Raw genomic sequence first — 16,883 nt, forward strand, 5'->3', positions numbered from 1 at the left:
TTTGACGTGATGATGGACGAAGGGCCGTTCGCTTGCGCGAACGGCCCTTCGTTTTGGTGTCGACGCCAATCGCCCGGCTTACCCGGCGGGATGCCCGCCCGCATGCGCGTCGTTGCGCATCGCCTCCACCATCCATCGCAGCGTTTCATCGAGCGGCGTGACAGGCAGCTCGCCCACCGCGCGCCGCAGCTTGTCGCGCGACCCGCTCAGGCTCTTCACCTCGTTGTGCCGCACGAAACGCGGATCGATCGTCACGTCGATCACGTAACCGGCGATGCGCGACAGCATCGCCAGCACTTCCTTCAGCGAATACGCGCGCTCCGAGCAGACGTTGAACGTCTCGCCGGCCGGCGCGGCTTCGACCAGCTTCAGGTACGCGGCCGTCACGTCGCGCACGTCGGAGAAATCGCGGCTCACGTCGAGATTGCCGAGCGAGATCCGCGGTGCGTTGCGCGCGTAGTGCGCGACGAGCTTCGGCAGCAGGTACGCATCGCTCTGGCCGACACCCGTATAGTTGAACGGCCGCGCGATCACGATCGGCAGCCGGTCGGCCCACAGCTTCGCCGCGTATTCCATCGCGAGCTTGCTGACCGCGTAGTCGTTCGCCGGGGCGGGCGCGACGGTTTCGTCGAGCACGCCCGCCGTCGAATTGCCGTAGATGTTCGCGCTGCTGGCGAGCAGCACGGCCGACGGGCGGCGGTCGAGGCCCGCAAGCGCGGCCAGCAGGTTGCGCGTGCCGACGATGTTGACCGCGTAAGTCTGCGACGGCTCGTCCTGCGCGACATGTGCGCGGGCGGCGAGATGCACGACCGCATCGGGCCGGGCGTCGGCGGCGGCCGCGCGCATGGCCTCCGCGTCGAGCAGATCGACCGGCAGCAGCGTGCAGTGCGCGAAGGCCGGATCGTCGGGCCGCGCCATGCCAGGCGCGACCGTGCCCCAGACGTCATAGCCGGCCGCCTGCAGGCGCTCGGCCATGTAGCGGCCCGTGAAGCCCGTCAGGCCCGTGACGAACGCACGGCGCGACGGGCGTCCGGCTTCAGAACGTGTCATGGTGTTGATTCCGCGTCAAATCCGCTTCGACCATCATCTGGCAAAGTTGTTCGAGCGTCGTCTTCGGTTCCCAGCCGAGTTTGCTTTTCGCCTTGTCGGCGCAGCCGATCAGCAGGTCGACCTCGGCAGGGCGGTAGAACTTCGGGTTCACTTCCACGAGCACGTTGCCGTTCGACGCGTCGAGGCCACGCTCCTGCTCGCCCTTGCCGGTCCATTCGATCTGGTAGCCCGCGGCCGCGAACGCCATCCGCACGAAATCGCGCACGGTCTCGGTGCGGTTGGTCGCGAGCACGTAGGTGTCGGGTTCGTTGGCCTGCAGCATGCGCCACATGCCTTCGACGTACTCGAGCGCGAAGCCCCAGTCGCGCTTCGCGTCGAGGTTGCCGAGCTCGAGGCGGGTCGCCTTGCCGAGCTTGATCTTCGCGATGGTGTCGGTGATCTTGCGCGTGACGAACTCGCGGCCGCGCAGCGGCGATTCGTGGTTGAACAGGATGCCGCTGCTGCCGAACAGGCCGTACGACTCGCGGTAGTTCACCGTCATCCAGTGCGCATACAGCTTCGCGACACCGTACGGGCTGCGCGGATAGAACGAGGTCGCTTCCGTCTGCGGAATCGACTGCACCTTGCCGAACATCTCGGAGGTCGACGCTTGGTAGAAGCGCGTCTTCGGGCTCACGACGCGGATCGCCTCGAGCAGGTTCAACGGGCCGATGCCGGTCACTTCGGCAGTCGTCGTCGGCTGGTCGAACGACACGCCGACGAAGCTCTGCGCGGCCAGGTTGTACAGCTCGTCCGGCTGCACGCGTTCGAGCAGGCGCAGGCTCGAGCCGGCGTCGGTCAGGTCGTGCTCGACGAGCGAGAGATTCGGGTGCGTGTCGACGCCGAGCTCGGCGATGCGCCAGAAATTCACCGAGCTGGTGCGGCGGTAGGTGCCGGTGACCTCGTAGCCCTTGTCGAGCAGCAGCTTGGTCAGGTAGGCGCCGTCCTGCCCCGAAATCCCGGTAATGATGGCCTTCTTGCGAGTTTGGCTCATGACGTTGTCCTGGTAGAAACGATGGATGATGAAATTCAGGCGGCCGTGCTGGCGGCGGCCGGCAGCGCGCGGCGCGCGGGGCCGCGCGTCAGGCGCCGTTCGAAGCCGTACCAGCTCGCGGTTGCGTACGCGAGCGTGATCGCAAGCGCCAGCGCGGCCGTGACGAAGCGGTTCAGGTGCAGCGGCCACAGCGCATACAGCACGCTGAGGTGGATCAGGTACACGGTGTAGCTGACGGTGCCCACGTAGACGAGCATCGGGTTCGTCAGCACGCGCTGCACGATGCCGCGGCCGCGCAGGGCGATCACGACGATCGACGTGCACAGCAGCAGCGAGATGCTGTAGAGCGCGGCATTCGACAGCGGCGTGTTCGCGGCGCGAAAGCGCGGGAACGACAGGTGCAGCCAGCCGAGGATCGCGAGCGACACGAGCGCGCCGACGATCGCGAGCGGGTAGAACGGATCCAGCGCGCGCCGGTCGCGGCGCAGCACGATCGCGAGCAGCGCGCCCGCGGCGAGCAGGTCCATCCGGAACGGCGTCAGGTAGTAGATCGGCCAGAACGAGTCAAACCATGGCGTCGCGATCGCGCGCAGCACGGGCGCGGCGACGATCAGCGCGGCGGCGACCCACAGGAGCGCGCGCTCAGAACACCACAGCACGACGAACGGCCAGAAGATATAGAACTGCTCCTCGACCGCGAGCGACCACAGCACGTTCAGGCTGTCATGGCCGATGCTGCCGAGCGACAGCCCGATATTGGTCGAGAAGAACGCGAACCACGGCCAGTGCGGCAGCCAGCTCGCGCCGAACAGGATCGTCGACACCACCAGCAGCAGCACGTACGGCGGCAGGATGCGGCGCACGCGGCGTGCGTAGAAGTGGCTGAAGTACGACTGCCCGCGCGCCTTGCGATCGAGCAGGATGCCGGTGATCAGCAGGCCGCTCAGCACGAAGAACAGGTCGACGCCCATCCAGAGCGGCGCCTTCAGCGCGTGCTGCAGGAACACGGCGCCCACCGCGATCGCGCGCAGCCCGTCGAGCTGCACGATACGGCCGTGTTGCGGCGGGGTGAGGTCTGCGGGTTGCGAGATGCCCGTCATCGCGCCGCTCCTTCGCGACGCGCGGCGTGAGCCGGGGCGTGTCGCACATCCGATGCGTAAACGTGAACGTAATGCATGCCATTAAATGAAATATCGAATCGAAATCGATTCTAGGGAAAAGAAATCGGTAAAAAAACGCGTGTCATTTATCTGATGGAAAACATTCAAATGCCGATTATTCCGGTCGCGGAATGAAAGGTTGCCGCCCGGACAGCCCCGACAGGCGGCGCGAGGCGGCATTTTCTACAGACTGGAAAGCGAAAGGCGGTCGTTATTGCCGCTTTTGAGCGTCTTTTCGACCCTGTTCCGGCTCGATATTTCAGGCGGAAACATCCCCAAATATTTCCAAATTTCTTGTGATTATTTTTGCTTGTAACCTGCATCGCGACGTTTGAAACCCATTTAGCGACAGGACGGTCGGGCGGCCATGCGCCGTGGTCCCGGTCGCTTACGCATCGAGTCTGGAGAAGCGCATTGCGACGTCTGATTCTGGTAGGCATGACGGTAGGTGCGGCGCTGCTGGCGAGTGCCGCATCGGCCGAAACGGTGTTGCCCGCGACGACGTCGTGGATCGGCAACACGTTCGGCTATGGCGACGGCAGCTGGACGCAGATCGACATCCGCGCGATCGCGGTGACGCCTGACGGCAAGGTGTATACGAATGCGCCGTGGGATGAGAGCGGGGCCGAGGCGAGCGTCTACCAGGACGGGAAGATGCTCGGCTTCGCCGGCGGCACGCACGGCTGGGGCAACCTCGGCGGCAGCGCGATCGCCGTGAACAGCAAGTACGTGTACGTCGCGATCGGTGTCGGCAACGAGCGCGGCCACCTGCAGTCGCCCGGCATCTGGCCGGACAAGGGCAAGCAGTGGTTCGGCATCTCGCGCCGCACGATCGGCGACATGAAGCAGCCCGCGCCGTTCCGCGCGGCGCCGCAGGTGGCGCCGGGCGGACGTGCCGATGCCGGCCGCGCGCGGATGGCCGCGAGCTTCATGATGATGAACGAGGTGCCGGCGCCCGCGCGCTCGGAAGTGGGCGAGCAGAAGGCGGAAGTCGGCGGCCTCGCGGCCGACGACAAGACGCTGTTCGCGACGAATCCGTCGCGCGACGCGGTGGACGTGTACGACGCGGAGACGATGCAGCAGAAGGGCACGTGGAGCGTCCATGAGCCGGGCCGCATCGCGCTCGCGGGCGACGGCACGCTATGGCTGCTCACGGACACGATCAACGGGTCCGCGCATCTGGTGCACGTGCGTGCCGACGGCCGCAAGCTCGACGACGCGCCCGCGCTGCCGGAAGGCACCGATGCGGTGGACGTGGCAGTCGACGCGAAAGGGCGCGTGCTGGTCGCGGACAACGGGCCGCGCCAGCAGATCCTGATCTTCTCGAAAGGCGGCAAGGGCTACGCGCAGTCGGGCACGCTCGGCGAGCGCGGCGGTATTTTCGCGGGCCCGGTGCCGGGCCGGCCGGGGCCGCAGCGTTTCAACGGGCTGACGGGCGTCGGCGTCGACCGTGCGGGCAACATCTATGTGTCGATGAACGGCATCGGGCCGCGCCACGCCACGATCGGCGCAGGGCTCGGCGCGGTGCTCGACAGCTACACGCCCGACGGCAAGCAGCGCTGGCAGGTGCAGGGGCTGCTGTTCGTCGATGGCGCATGGCTCGACCCGGCGCGGCCGAACAGTGTGTACACGGGCAACAAGCGCTTCGAGCTCGACCTGTCGAAGCCGCCGGGCCAGGACTGGAAATACGTCGGCTTCCTGTCGAACCGCTTCAAGTATCCGGACGACCCGGTGTTCCATACGGACCAGTGGCCCGGCATGCCGATCGCGCGTCGCCTCGACGGCCGCACGTTCCTGTACCTGACCGACATGTACGCCGATCACCTGAAGATCTACCGCTTCGACGCGAAGCGCGACGGCGAAGTCGCGATTCCGTCCGGGCTGATCGCGGGCCGTGCGCGGCCGGTCGACAACGTGCCGAACAAGCCGCCGGGCGGCGACTGGCTGTGGCGCGATGCGAACGGCAACGGCCGGCTGGATGCCGACGAGTTCACGATCAACACGACCGGCAAGGCGAAGGCGGGCGGCTGGGGCTGGTGGGTCGACACGAAGGGCGACATCTGGCGCACCAGCGACGTGCGCGGGATCCACCGCTTCCAGTACGGTGGCGTCGACAAGGCTGGCAACCCGATCTACTCGTACGACAAGGTCACGACCTACCCGATGCCGCAGCCGTTCACGCAACTGCGCCGCTCGATCTACGACGCGCAGACGGACACGCTGTACGTGACGGGTTACACGGCCGACGCACCGCCGCAGCCGGGTATCAACAAGGAAGTGGGTCGCGTGCTGGTGCGCTTCGACAAGTGGTCGACGGGCTCGCCGGTCGTGCGCTACCAGGTCGCGCTGCCGTGGCAGCTCGACGCGAAGCCGATCTTCGACCTGATCGGGCTCACGGCCGAGGGCCGCTACCTGTTCGGGGTGGAGCCGGTCGGCAAGATCCACGTGTACGACAAGGAAACCGGCAAGGAAGTGGGCGTGATGAGCCCGGGCACGGAGGTCGGCAAGGCATCCGGCTGGGTCGACGTGCCATTCGGCATCAGCGCATTCCGTCGCGAGAACGGCGAGTACCTCGTGTTCGTCGAGGAAGACGCGCGCGGCAAGGTGCTGATGTATCGCTGGAAACCGTGACGAGCGGTGTCACACAAGGCAGAAGCATGGACAAAGGCATACTCAAGAACGTTTCGATCAACTTCATCGGGCTGATCCTGCCGACCTTCGTGTCGCTGGTGACGGTGCCCGCCTATATCCACGCGCTCGGCGTCGAACGCTACGGCGTCGTCAGCCTCGTGTGGACGCTGATCGGCTATTTCGGGATCCTCGATCTCGGGATGAGCATGGCCGCGCAGAACCACATCTCGAAGGCGCTCGCGAGCGGCAACGCCGACGAAAGCGCACGCGTGTTCTGGAGCGCGTTCTGGCTGAACCTCGGCACCGGTATCGTGGGCGGGCTGCTGATCTATTTCGGCGCGTTCATCTATACCGCGTACTTCACGAAGGTGTCGGCGGCGATGCAGCACGAGGTGTATCTCGCGCTGCCGTGGCTTGCGCTCGCGATTCCGCTCGCGAACGTGTCGTGGGTGTTCGCCGGCGCGATCAACGGCGCCGAACGCTTCGGCGTGTTCAACACGAACCAGACGATCGGCACGTTCCTGTTCCAGTTGCTGCCGCTCGGCGCCGCGTGGTGGATCGCGCCGAACCTGCAGACGGTGCTCGCCGCGGCGGTCGTCGCGCGCCTGGTCGCGGCGGTGATGCTCGGTCACGCCAGCATCAAGGTGCTCGGGATCCGGCGCATCGATCCGCCGCAGTGGGGCACCGCGAAAGGGCTGTTCAACTTCGGCGGCTGGATGCTGATCGCGAGCACGACGAGCATGATCGCCGACACGCTCGACCGCGTGATGCTCGGCGCCGGCATGGGTGCGAAGTTCGTCACTTACTACACGGTGCCGCAGAACCTCGTCACGCGCCTGAACATGCTGCCGAACGCGCTCGTGCGCACGCTGTTCCCGCGCCTGTCGGCCGTCGGTCGAGACCACGCGGACACGCTCGCGCGCCAGTCGCTCGAATTCCTGAACGGCGTGTTCACGCCGGTCGGCATCGTCGCGATCTTCGCGCTCGCGCCGTTCCTCACGTTGTGGGTCGGCTCGGATCTCGCCGCCCATTCGGCGCCGGTCGGCCGCGTGCTGGTGATCAGCGTGTGGCTGGTCGGCCAGGCGAGCGTCACGCGAATCCTGATCCAGTCGCAGGTCAACCCGGCCCGCGCGGCGTTCGCCGGGCTCGTCGAGATGCCGTTCTTCGTCGGCGGCCTGTGGTACGGCATCCATCACTTCGGGCTGATCGGCGCGGCGGTGGTCGTCGCGGCGCGCGCGCTCGTCGACTACGGCGTGCTGCTGTATCTGTCGGCGATCCGGATGCGCGCGATCGTGCTCGACATGCTCGCGCACCTCGCGTTCCTGCTGGCGAGCCTGTTTCTGGCGCAAGCGTGGCCGGGGCTCGTCGAGTCGATCGGCATGTGCGCGGTCGTGCTGCTGTTGAATGTTGCGTGGTCGCTCACGATGACACCGGGGTTGCGTGCGCTGGTGCGCGACCTGTTCGTCCGTCTCAATGCGAGGAAAACTGCATGAATCGCGATCTGGCGGAACACGCCGTATTGAATCTTGCCACCGCCGATGCGGCCGTGGCCGAAGCGGGCGATGCCGCCGCGCTGCGCCGGTCCGTGCCGGCCGAACGCGCCAGCGCGCGCCATGCGTCGCGCACGCTGCGCGTGGCGATCGTCCACGACTGGCTCGTCACCTATGCGGGCGCCGAGCGCGTGCTCGAACAGATCGTCGCGTGCTTTCCCGACGCGGACCTGTTCAGCCTCGTCGACTTCCTCGACGATCGCGCGTTCGTGCGCGGCAAGCCGGTGACGACGTCGTTCATCCAGAAGCTGCCGTTCGCGCGCACCAAGTACCGCAGCTACTTGCCGCTGATGCCGCTCGCAATCGAGCAGCTCGACGTATCGGAGTACGACCTGGTGATCTCGAGCAGCCACGCGGTCGCGAAGGGCGTGCTGACGGGGCCGGACCAGGTGCACATCAGCTACGTGCATTCGCCGATCCGCTATGCGTGGGACCTGCAGCACCAGTACCTGGAGCAGTCGAACCTCACGCACGGGCCGAAATCGCTGCTCGCGCGGATGATCCTGCATTACATCCGCAACTGGGACACGCGCACCGCGAACGCGGTGGACGGTTTCGTCGCGAACTCCGCGTTCATCGCGCGGCGCATCAAGAAGGTCTATCACCGCGACGCGGCGGTGATCTTCCCGCCGGTCGACGTCGACGCGTTTTCGCTGAATGCGGAGAAGGAGGACTTCTACCTGACCGCGTCGCGGATGGTGCCGTACAAGAAGATCGACCTGATCGTCGAGGCCTTTTCGCGTACGCCCGAGCGCAAGCTCGTCGTGATCGGTGACGGCCCCGAGATGCAGAAGATCCGCGCGAAGGCCGGCCCGAACGTCGAGATCATGGGCTACCAGCCGTTCGCGGTGCTGCACGACCGGATGCGGCGCGCGAAGGCGTTCGTGTTCGCGGCCGAGGAGGATTTCGGGATCTCGGTCGTCGAGGCGCAGGCGTGCGGCACGCCGGTGATCGCGTACGGGAAGGGTGGCGCGCTCGAAACCGTGCTCGACCCGCAATCGAACCTGAACCCGACCGGGCTCTTTTTCGACGAACAGACGCCGCACGCGATCGTCGCGGCCGTCGACGATTTCGAGCGCGCGCCGCAGCGCTTCACGCCGAACGCATGCCGCACGAATGCGGAGCGATTTTCTGCCGATAAATTCCGCCGGCGCTTTCTTGATTATGTGGAAGCGGCGCTGCCCGGCTCGACCGCGCAGCGCGACACGGCCATCGCGCCGATGCCGGCCGCGCGCGGCCCGGCGACGCTCGTGCTCGACCAGAGCGGTGTGCTTGGTGGCGCCGAGCTGTCGCTGCTCGAGATCATGAAGCACATGCGCGCGAACGCCGACGTGCTGCTGTTCGACGACGGCCCGTTCCGCGCGGCGCTCGACGAGATCGGCGCGCGCGTCGACGTGGTCGACCAGGGCGCGCTCGCGGGCGTGCGCAAGCAGGGCGGCGTGTCGGTCGGCGCGGTGAAACAGCTCGTGCGGCTGGTGCGCGACGTCGCGCGGCGCGCGCGCCGCGCCGAGGTGATCTACGCGAACACGCAGCGTGCGATGGTGGTCGCCGCACTGGCCGGGCGGCTCGCCCGCAAGCCGGTGGTGTGGCACCTGCGCGACATCGTCAGCACCGACCATTTCGGCAGCAAGCAGTTGCTGGCGATCAAGTACTGCGCGCGGCTCGGCGTCACGCGTGTGATCGCGAACTCGGACGCGTCCGCGCAGGCGTTCCGCACGCTGACGGGCTTCACGCCGCAGCACGTCGACGTCGTGTTCAACGGCATTTCGGCCGAACCGTTCGATGCGCTGGAAGGTGTCAGCCAGGCCGCGCTGCGCGCGCGGCTGGGGTTGCCCGAGCACGCGTGGCTCGTCGGCTCGTTCAGCCGTCTCGCGCACTGGAAGGGGCAGCACGTGCTGCTGGAGGCCGCCGCGCGGCATCCCGACATGCACGTGGTGCTGGTGGGTGCACCGCTGTTCGGCGAGGACGAATATGCCGCGCAGTTGCGCGAATACGTCGCGCGGCACGGGATGGGCGGGCGCGTGCATTTCCTCGGGTTCCAGCGCGACGTGGCCGCGTGCATGACGGCGGTCGACGTCGTCGCGCACACGTCGATCACGCCGGAGCCGTTCGGGCGCGTGATCGTCGAGGGGATGCTCGCGCGCCGGCCGGTCGTCGCGGCCCGTGCGGGCGGCGTCGTCGAGATCATCGAAGACGGCGACAACGGGCTGCTCTGCGCGCCGGGCGATGCGACTGCGCTGGCCGATGCGCTGGATACGCTGAAGCGCGACGGCGCGCTGCGCGAGCGGCTCGTCGCGAGCGGGCGCGCGACGGCGGTACGCCGGTTCGGCACCGAAACCTACGTGGAGCGGGTCGAGAAGATCCTCGCGGATACGGCGAAGGCCGCGAAGGCGAAGAAGCAGTAGCCGGCGCGAGCCGGCGGGAAATGGGCCCTCATGCGGCGGTGCGCTGCGTGGGGGCTTTGTTTTTTGGCGCCGGGGGCCTTTGTCGGGCGGGTGGTGGGCAGGTTGCCGCGTGCGGTGTAGGGCGCGTGCTTGACCGGTCGTCGGTTGGAAGGGCGCGGTTGGTGACGCGAGAAGGCGATGCCAAGAGGCGATGCCAGAAGGCGATGCCAGAAGGCGATGCCAGAAGGCGATGCCAGAAGGCGATGCCAGAAGGCCGCGCCCAGGCAGTCCAGGTGGTGAAAGTCGGTCGAGGACGGCTCATGCGGGCCGTAGCGCGGCCCGATGCCGGAAGGCTATCCCATCACGCCAACCCGGCATACCAACGCGTTCAGGCCATGAAAAAGCCCCCGCGCGGCGGGACGCCGCGCGGGGGCTCGGGAAAGCGGACCTGTCGGGTCAGACGGCCCGTTCGGGCGCCGGCGTGACGACGCGAGCGGGTCGGGTCGGCTTGAAGCTGGCCGACCATGTCATCGCGGGCCGTTCGAACATCCGGTAGAACAGGTACGCGACCGGGATCGCGGCGGCCATGAACGCGAACGACGGCCAGATCGACAGCTGCAGCTCGGAATGGAACAGCACCGAGCCGAGGCAGACGAACAGCGGCAGGTGGATCAGGTACAGCGAGTAGCTGAAGTCGCCGAACCAGCTCAGCACGCGCAGCGGCGGCGTCGGACGCGACGGGCGGGCAAGCGCGCGGTACAGGAAGCACGCGAAGCCGGCCGACCAAAGCTGGAACGCGCCGTACTGACCGAAATGGAACGCGCCGCAGCCGGCGGCGAGCAGCACGGCGGCCGCGCCGTACCACGCGCGCGACGGCACGGTGGCCGCGCCGCGCGCCTGCTGCGCACGCACGTCGGCGATCCACGCGCCGATCGTCCAGGACAGCCAGTACGACGTGAAGAACTGCAGGTCATGCCGTTCGAGCAGCCACGCCGACGCGACGTTGACGAGCGCGACCGCGGCCACGACCGCCGGCATGCCGATGCGCCGGCGGATCGCGAACAGCAGCGGATAGATCGCGTAGAACTGCACTTCGAGCGACAGCGTCCACAGCGCGCCGTTCGACCCGTACGTGTAGCCGGCGACGCCCTGCAGCGAGAACAGGTTCACGAGGAACGCGATCAGGCCGACGTCGCGGATCTTGTGGCTGACCGGCTCGATTTGCAGGCTGACCGAGTCGAGCGCGAGCGTAAACAGCAGCGCGGCGAGCAGCACCGGGTAGATGCGCGCGAACCGGCGCACCCAGAAGTTCGGCACGTCGAGCCGGTACGCGGGATTGGCCGAGAGCTTGAGCGCCGCGTTGCGGTGGATGCAGTAGCCGCTGATCACGAAGAAGATCGGCACGCCGGCGGAGCCCCACGCGAACGGGAAGGTCAGGTAGCCGGCGATCGCGCTCGGGGTGAGCGCATGACCGTAAGCGTGATGGAAGCTCTGCATGCCGACCCAGACGACCTGGCGGCAGTGGAAATAGGCGACGAGCAACGCCGCGAAGCCGCGCATCGCGTCGATCACGTGTTCCTTGTGGTCGGCGACGGGCGGCGCGGTCAGAGACGATCCGCTGAAAGCTTGCATGCGATTCGATTCCTTGCGACGGATGGACGGGAAGTTTCATCCAATCGTAATGCGCAAGAATTCGATCAATGAATAAAAAAATCTCGCCGGGAAATATCGGAATTCCACATCATGGTTTTATCGCGTTCCGAAAGCGGTTCCGCGAGGCGGGTCAATTATTTGCCGATTTTTTTCTGATAGTTTGAAGCTCCAGTTGATTGATGCAAGGAGCGGCAAGATGGACATGCATTGGATCGCGAGCGCTGCAGTACTGCTGGTCATGGCCGTGCTGTCGGCGTACCGCGAGGCGCTGAAGAACGAACCGATTCGCCCGGGTCTCGAACGGGGCGGCGTGCCCTATATCGAGGAATTCGAATCGTAAGAATTTGTATCTGGAAAATCGGTAATTTGTTTCTGCTTCGATACTCGGTTCGGCAATATCGACCGGGTTGAAGGGATTATATTTTTTCCGGAATCATTGGGCAATCAGTCCATATCGAAAATGAGCGGAGTCGAATTGGCAGTACCGTCGATTCTCGATATGCCGTTCGGAACACAATCGCGCCGGGTCGCTGGTCGACGCGGCGTAGTCAACGCAATCAGGATGCGAACATGTTGAAAGTCACCAAGGCCGTGTTCCCCGTTGCCGGTCTCGGCACGCGGTTCCTCCCGGCAACGAAGGCGAGCCCGAAGGAAATGTTGCCCGTCGTCGACAAGCCGCTGATTCAGTACGCGGTCGAGGAAGCGATCAACGCCGGTATCACCGAGATGATCTTCGTCACCGGGCGCAGCAAGCGCGCGATCGAGGATCACTTCGACAAGTCGTACGAGATCGAGGCCGAGCTCGAGGCGCGCGGCAAGGAAAAGCTGCTGGAGCTCGTGCGCGGCATCAAGCCGAGCAACGTCAACTGCTTCTACGTGCGCCAGCCGGAAGCGCTCGGCCTCGGCCACGCGGTGCTGTGCGCGGAGAAGCTGGTGCACGGCGAGCCGTTCGCGGTGATCCTCGCCGACGACCTGCTGCACGGCGAGCAGCCGGTGCTGAAGCAGCTCGTCGACGTGTTCGACCACTATCACAGCTCGGTGATCGGGGTCGAGACGATCGCGCGCGAGGACAGCCGTTCGTACGGCGTCGTCGAGGGCCGCGAATGGGAAGAGGACGTCATCAAGCTGTCGGGCATCATCGAGAAGCCCGCGCCCGAGGATGCACCGTCGAATCTCGGCGTGGTCGGCCGCTACGTGTTCATGCCGACGATCTTCGATCACCTGCGCAAGCTCAAGCCGGGCGCCGGCGGCGAGCTGCAGCTGACCGATGCGGTGCAGTCGCTGCTCGCGAACGAGCAGGTGCTCGCGTATCGCTACTTCGGCACGCGCTTCGACTGCGGCAGCAAGATCGGCTATCTCAAGGCCACAGTCGAGCTCGCGCTCCAGCATCCGGAAGTGAGCCGCGAATTCGAGGCCTACCTGCGTACCTGCTTGCCCGCGCTGGCTGCTGTCGCCTAAGCAGCTGCGCGCTCCGTTGTTTCAGGTGGTGGTTGTTCCGTTGGCCCCGGCCGCTCGCGCGCCGGGGCTTTTTTGCGTGTGCGGGTGCCGGGTGCGTGAGCGTGGTGCGCGCCGTCGGCGGGTTTGCGGTGGCGGGTTTGCTTCGAGAGCGGTGCCGCGTGTGGCGCAGGGCGCTCTGACAAAAACGCGCGTCACGCCTGAAACCGGTGCCGCGGCGGGCGAGACCGGGCGACCGGATCGGCGGTTCTTCAATTGCGAATTGCGCGATGCACATCGACGCTCGTGACCGCACCGGTTCTGCCGACGCCGGTCGCCGACGCGACACCTCGCTCGCTGCGCATCAGCGTCAGCGTCCGGACGTGGCCGGTATCGCGGTTTTCCCGCTCGATCGTTACCGCGTCGGCGTGGCGTTCAACGCGCCGACGTGCTCGGCCGCGCGACGAAATGCCGGGCCAGCCTCGCGGCGACCGGCTTCTTGAAGTCGAGCAGCCGCTTTTCAAGATAGCGCCAGGACAGGTGCGCGAGCAGCACGGCGAGCGCGAATTGCAGCATCTCGGATAGCGCTTCGCGGGCGATTTCCGGTATGGCCACGTGCGCGACGTGCGCGGGCAGCAGGCCGAAGCGCGCCGGAATCAGGTTGTGGAACAGGTAGAAGCCGTAGCTGATCGTGCCGAGATAGACGAGCGGCGCCCAGTCGAGCAGCGCCACGACGGGGTGCTCGGGTTCGCTGACGATCCACAGCAGCAGTGCGCCGAGCGATGCGGACAGGCCGAGATCCGCGAGCCCCGCGATCGCGTCGGGCAATGCCGTGCAAGCGGGCAGCACGAGGAAGAACACGACGCCTGCCGCGCCGAGCCAGCCGGGCGGAATCCGCCGCAGGGCGGCCGCGCCGCGATCGGCGAGCGCCATCGCGCCGACGCCGCCGAGCGCGATCAGCGCGAAATTCCACGGCGAAAACGCATAGATCAGCACCGGCGACGCGTCGGACAGGTAGAGCGCGAGATGCGCGACCGCACACAGCGCGATGGCCGCGATGCCGAGCGCGACGTGTCGCGCGGCGGGCACCGCGAGCAGCGCGAGCGGTGCGATCAGATAGAACTGCTGTTCAACCGCGAGGCTCCAGAAGTGTGACGTGGAGCCCGGCCAGCCGTCCTTGACGACGCCGATCCAGTAATTCGACAGGAACACCGCGTGCCACGCGAGCCCGAGGTTGACGCCGCGCTGGTAGAACAGCGCGTGCGCGATCGCGAGCGCGGCGAGCAGCAGGTAATACACGGGAAAGATCCGCAGCGCGCGCTTCGCGAGGAACAGCGCGAGCGCATGGCGGCGCGTCATGGTGCCGCACTCGACCGCCTGACGATTGCGATGCAACTCGCCGACGATCAGGAATCCGCTGATGAGGAAAAACGTCCACACGCCAAGCTTGCCGACGTCGACGGCAAGGACATGGCCCTTGTGGGACAGGAAAACGAGGATGACGGCGAGGGCTCGCAGGCCGTCGAGTCCTTTGACGTATCTGGCTTCGCGCATGGCGGCATCCGAGCATTGAGCGAGCCCAGTATAGGTGCGCAAATATCGAACGTAATTCGCATTTGGGTGCCTACGTGAAGGCGTTTTCTGATGCTGGAGCGTCGATGAAATCGGTCGCATGCAAAAAAACCTGCGGGAAACCCCGCGAAAACGCACAAAAGTACTCCACGAAGCGTCAAGGCGCTTGTAGAATCCGGCGTTGAAGCGCGCGCGTTGCACGCTTCGTGTATCCAACGACCACACCTGGTAGGAGAAACATGGCGACTTCCGCAAAAAAGGTGGCCAAGAAGGCTGCCGCACCGGCCACCAAGAAAGTGGCTGCCAAAAAGGCTGCGCCCGCGAAGAAAGTAGTGGCCAAGAAGGTTGTCGCGAAGGCGGCACCGGCTGCTCCGACGCCGCTGAAGGACAAGTTCACGAAGGCATCGCTCGCAACGCACATCGCTGAGCGCGCAGCTGTCGAAGTGAAGGCGGTCAAGGCAGTGCTCGTCGCACTCGAGAACGTCGTGCTGGGCTCGGTCCACAAGAAGGGCGCGGGCGAGTTCACGCTGCCGGGTCTGCTGAAGATCACGGCACAAGTCGTGCCGGCGAAGAAGAAGCGCTTCGGCAAGGATCCGTTCACGGGCGAAGAGCGTTGGTTCCCGGCGAAGCCGGCCAGCGTGCGCGTGAAGGCACGTGCGCTGAAGAAGCTGAAGGACGCGGCAGCGTAATGCTGCGCAACGGCGCCGAATGCATGTCGGCAGCCGTTGCGATGTCCGACGATCCCCGTACGCGAAAGCGTGCGGGGATTTTTATTGCGCTGCGCCAATCGCGCGGCAGCAACCGTGACGCAGCGCAAGAGCGCATGCCCGTCGACGCGTGACGCACGCGGGATGACGTGCCGCGCATGCGCGATGACGAACGGCAATCCTCGTCCGTGCTCGCGGTCGATCCGTCGCGGCCCGTCACGCTCGCTGCACGTGTTGCGCGGACATCGCGAGACACACGCATCGTGACTGACTCCATTCCCGACGAAATCGCGGTGCAGGTTGCCGCCGCATGCGACACGATCGAGCGGCATCTCGGCACGACGCTGAAGGCGATCCACCTGTTCGGATCGGCGCTCGATGGTGGACTGAAGCCGCGCAGCGACATCGACCTGCTGGTGACGGTGTCGGCCCGGCCCGACGACTCGACGCGGCGTGCGCTGATGCTCGACCTGCTCGCGGTATCGGCGCCGCCCGGTCGCGCCGACGGCCTGCGCGCACTGGAAGTGACCGTCGTCGCGCACGATGAAGTCGTGCCGTGGCGTCATCCGGCGCGGCGCGAACTGCAGTTCGGCGAGTGGCTGCGTCGCGATCTCGAAGCCGGCATCGTCGAACCGGCGCTCGTCGATCACGATCTGGCGATCCTGTTGACGAAGGTGCGACAGCACAGTGTCGTGCTGGCCGGCCCGTCGGCCGCCACGCTGCTCGAGCCGGTGCCCGCACACGATTTTGTCGCCGCGCTGCTGGCGACCGTTGCGCAGTGGAATGTTGAACCCGACTGGCGCGGCGACGAGTGCAACGTGGTGCTCGCGCTCGCGCGCATCTGGTACAGCGCCGCGACCGGCAGGATCGCGCCCAAGGACGTCGCCGCGGCATGGGTGCTGGCGCGCCTGCCGGACACGTACCGGCCGGTCGTAGCGGCGGCGCGCGCCGCCTATCTCGGCGGCGAGGAAGACGCGGCGATCCTGTCGGGCGAACCGCTCGCCGCATTCATCGGCCATGCGCGGCGGACCGTCGAATCGATGCTGTCGACGTCGCGACAGATGCCGCGAACGTGATCGGCTAGCGGGCGACACCGATGAGGATCATGAGCCCTTACCCGGCGGCCGCACACGCACACGCATGCCGTCGAGCCGGACGTTTGTCGGCGGCCCGGTGCGTCATCGCGCGCGCTGTTGCCGTGCGGCGTGCTTCGTCAGCCCGCCGTACCGGCATAGGCGGCTTTCAGCGCGGCGTCGTCGAGCTTGATCATCTGCATCATCGCGGCGGCCACGCGCGCAGCCTTGACCGTGTCCCGGTCGGACACCATCGGGATCAGCGCTTCCGGAACGATCTGCCACGAGACGCCATAGCGGTCTCTCAGCCAGCCGCAGGCGTCGGCCGTGCCGCCGTTGTCGAGCAGGGCGCTCCAGTAGCGGTCGAGTTCCGCCTGGTCGGCGCAACTGACCAGCAGCGAGATCGTGTGGTTGAACGTCTCGGTGCGCGGGTGGCTCATCGCGAAGAACGGCTGCCCGAACAGCTCGAACTCGACCATCCGCGTGCCGTCGGTGCCGGGCACCGCCGTGACGCGCACGATGCGCGAATCCGGAAAGATGCCCGCATAGAAGGCGGCCGCTTCTTCGGCTTCCGCCGCGTACCAGAGGAAAGGCGTGATCTTCTGAATCGTCATGGCGTATCTCCTGTCTGTATGG

General features: G+C 66.4%; 14 protein-coding genes. 8 read left to right on the forward strand and 6 right to left on the reverse strand.

Translation table 11 applies throughout. The annotated features are described in order from the left end of the window. Positions 1–78: 78 nt before the first annotated feature. From BDO18943_RS31235 to BDO18943_RS31245, 3 genes are read right to left on the reverse strand one after another with little or no spacing between them, the layout of a single operon-like run. Complete coding sequence (locus BDO18943_RS31235) at positions 79–1,050, reverse strand: NAD-dependent epimerase/dehydratase family protein (protein ID WP_175025312.1); 972 nt, start codon at positions 1,048–1,050, stop codon at positions 79–81. Further along, complete coding sequence (gene gmd, locus BDO18943_RS31240) at positions 1,037–2,083, reverse strand: GDP-mannose 4,6-dehydratase (protein WP_175025313.1); 1,047 nt, start codon at positions 2,081–2,083, stop codon at positions 1,037–1,039. Before gmd ends, BDO18943_RS31235 begins: the two co-directional genes overlap by 14 nt. A gap of 35 nt (positions 2,084–2,118) precedes the next feature. Continuing rightward, positions 2,119–3,183 (reverse strand): acyltransferase family protein, encoded by a 1,065-nt coding sequence (locus tag BDO18943_RS31245; RefSeq protein ID WP_175025314.1) that lies wholly within the window; start codon positions 3,181–3,183, stop codon positions 2,119–2,121. Positions 3,184–3,681: 498 nt separating this feature from the next. On the opposite strand from BDO18943_RS31245, the gene BDO18943_RS31250 reads away from it, so the two are divergent. From BDO18943_RS31250 to BDO18943_RS31260, 3 genes are read left to right on the forward strand one after another with little or no spacing between them, the layout of a single operon-like run. Further along, positions 3,682–5,874 carry an NHL repeat-containing protein gene (locus BDO18943_RS31250; RefSeq protein ID WP_175025336.1) on the forward strand — a complete coding sequence of 731 codons (2,193 nt, stop codon included), beginning with the start codon at positions 3,682–3,684 and terminating at the stop codon, positions 5,872–5,874. Between the two features lie 26 nt (positions 5,875–5,900). Continuing rightward, positions 5,901–7,367, forward strand: a complete 1,467-nt coding sequence (locus BDO18943_RS31255; RefSeq protein WP_043177567.1) for an oligosaccharide flippase family protein — start codon at positions 5,901–5,903, stop codon at positions 7,365–7,367. Further along, positions 7,364–9,829, forward strand: a complete 2,466-nt coding sequence (locus BDO18943_RS31260) for a glycosyltransferase family 4 protein (protein ID WP_175025315.1) — start codon at positions 7,364–7,366, stop codon at positions 9,827–9,829. Before BDO18943_RS31255 ends, BDO18943_RS31260 begins: the two co-directional genes overlap by 4 nt. Before the next feature lie 435 nt (positions 9,830–10,264). Here BDO18943_RS31260 and BDO18943_RS31265 read toward each other — a convergent pair whose 3' ends face one another. Next, positions 10,265–11,440 (reverse strand): acyltransferase family protein, encoded by a 1,176-nt coding sequence (locus BDO18943_RS31265; RefSeq protein WP_175025316.1) that lies wholly within the window; start codon positions 11,438–11,440, stop codon positions 10,265–10,267. 217 nt (positions 11,441–11,657) lie between these two features. On the opposite strand from BDO18943_RS31265, the gene BDO18943_RS31270 reads away from it, so the two are divergent. Both BDO18943_RS31270 and galU read left to right on the forward strand, forming a co-directional pair. Then, complete coding sequence (locus BDO18943_RS31270; RefSeq protein ID WP_006479318.1) at positions 11,658–11,801, forward strand: hypothetical protein; 144 nt, start codon at positions 11,658–11,660, stop codon at positions 11,799–11,801. A gap of 230 nt (positions 11,802–12,031) precedes the next feature. Beyond that, positions 12,032–12,919, forward strand: coding sequence for a UTP--glucose-1-phosphate uridylyltransferase GalU (gene galU / locus BDO18943_RS31275; RefSeq protein ID WP_034185830.1), 888 nt, complete (start codon positions 12,032–12,034; stop codon positions 12,917–12,919). Between the two features lie 411 nt (positions 12,920–13,330). Here the strand turns inward: galU and BDO18943_RS31280 are convergent, their stop codons facing one another. After that, a complete protein-coding gene (locus BDO18943_RS31280; protein WP_175025317.1) occupies positions 13,331–14,449 on the reverse strand; it encodes an acyltransferase family protein in 1,119 nt (372 codons plus the stop codon). Between the two features lie 257 nt (positions 14,450–14,706). On the opposite strand from BDO18943_RS31280, the gene BDO18943_RS31285 reads away from it, so the two are divergent. The 3 genes from BDO18943_RS31285 to BDO18943_RS31295 all read left to right on the forward strand — a co-directional run bounded on the left by BDO18943_RS31285 (position 14,707) and on the right by BDO18943_RS31295 (position 16,250). Next, on the forward strand, positions 14,707–15,156 hold the full coding sequence (locus tag BDO18943_RS31285; protein ID WP_011355701.1) for an HU family DNA-binding protein: 450 nt from the start codon (positions 14,707–14,709) through the stop codon (positions 15,154–15,156). Then, on the forward strand, positions 15,156–15,308 hold the full coding sequence (locus BDO18943_RS31290; RefSeq protein ID WP_175025318.1) for a hypothetical protein: 153 nt from the start codon (positions 15,156–15,158) through the stop codon (positions 15,306–15,308). The genes BDO18943_RS31285 and BDO18943_RS31290 overlap by 1 nt, the downstream gene beginning before the upstream one ends. A gap of 129 nt (positions 15,309–15,437) precedes the next feature. Beyond that, positions 15,438–16,250 (forward strand): AadA family aminoglycoside 3''-O-nucleotidyltransferase, encoded by an 813-nt coding sequence (locus BDO18943_RS31295; RefSeq protein ID WP_175025319.1) that lies wholly within the window; start codon positions 15,438–15,440, stop codon positions 16,248–16,250. Between the two features lie 137 nt (positions 16,251–16,387). Here BDO18943_RS31295 and BDO18943_RS31300 read toward each other — a convergent pair whose 3' ends face one another. Continuing rightward, a complete protein-coding gene (locus tag BDO18943_RS31300; RefSeq protein WP_175025320.1) occupies positions 16,388–16,861 on the reverse strand; it encodes a VOC family protein in 474 nt (157 codons plus the stop codon). Positions 16,862–16,883 lie beyond the last annotated feature (22 nt).

The sequence above is a fragment of the Burkholderia aenigmatica genome (assembly GCF_902499175.1).
In the GTDB taxonomy this organism is placed as follows: domain Bacteria; phylum Pseudomonadota; class Gammaproteobacteria; order Burkholderiales; family Burkholderiaceae; genus Burkholderia; species Burkholderia aenigmatica.

What these genes read in the sequence shown, in the direction of transcription:
- BDO18943_RS31235 (WP_175025312.1), bottom strand. Translation starts at nt 1,050, where the DNA reads ATGACACGTTCTGAAGCCGGACGCCCGTCGCGCCGTGCGTTCGTCACG.
- gmd (WP_175025313.1), bottom strand. Translation starts at nt 2,083, where the DNA reads ATGAGCCAAACTCGCAAGAAGGCCATCATTACCGGGATTTCGGGGCAG.
- BDO18943_RS31245 (WP_175025314.1), bottom strand. Translation starts at nt 3,183, where the DNA reads ATGACGGGCATCTCGCAACCCGCAGACCTCACCCCGCCGCAACACGGC.
- BDO18943_RS31250 (WP_175025336.1), top strand. Translation starts at nt 3,682, where the DNA reads ATGACGGTAGGTGCGGCGCTGCTGGCGAGTGCCGCATCGGCCGAAACG.
- BDO18943_RS31255 (WP_043177567.1), top strand. Translation starts at nt 5,901, where the DNA reads ATGGACAAAGGCATACTCAAGAACGTTTCGATCAACTTCATCGGGCTG.
- BDO18943_RS31260 (WP_175025315.1), top strand. Translation starts at nt 7,364, where the DNA reads ATGAATCGCGATCTGGCGGAACACGCCGTATTGAATCTTGCCACCGCC.
- BDO18943_RS31265 (WP_175025316.1), bottom strand. Translation starts at nt 11,440, where the DNA reads ATGCAAGCTTTCAGCGGATCGTCTCTGACCGCGCCGCCCGTCGCCGAC.
- BDO18943_RS31270 (WP_006479318.1), top strand. Translation starts at nt 11,658, where the DNA reads ATGGACATGCATTGGATCGCGAGCGCTGCAGTACTGCTGGTCATGGCC.
- galU (WP_034185830.1), top strand. Translation starts at nt 12,032, where the DNA reads ATGTTGAAAGTCACCAAGGCCGTGTTCCCCGTTGCCGGTCTCGGCACG.
- BDO18943_RS31280 (WP_175025317.1), bottom strand. Translation starts at nt 14,449, where the DNA reads ATGCGCGAAGCCAGATACGTCAAAGGACTCGACGGCCTGCGAGCCCTC.
- BDO18943_RS31285 (WP_011355701.1), top strand. Translation starts at nt 14,707, where the DNA reads ATGGCGACTTCCGCAAAAAAGGTGGCCAAGAAGGCTGCCGCACCGGCC.
- BDO18943_RS31290 (WP_175025318.1), top strand. Translation starts at nt 15,156, where the DNA reads ATGCTGCGCAACGGCGCCGAATGCATGTCGGCAGCCGTTGCGATGTCC.
- BDO18943_RS31300 (WP_175025320.1), bottom strand. Translation starts at nt 16,861, where the DNA reads ATGACGATTCAGAAGATCACGCCTTTCCTCTGGTACGCGGCGGAAGCC.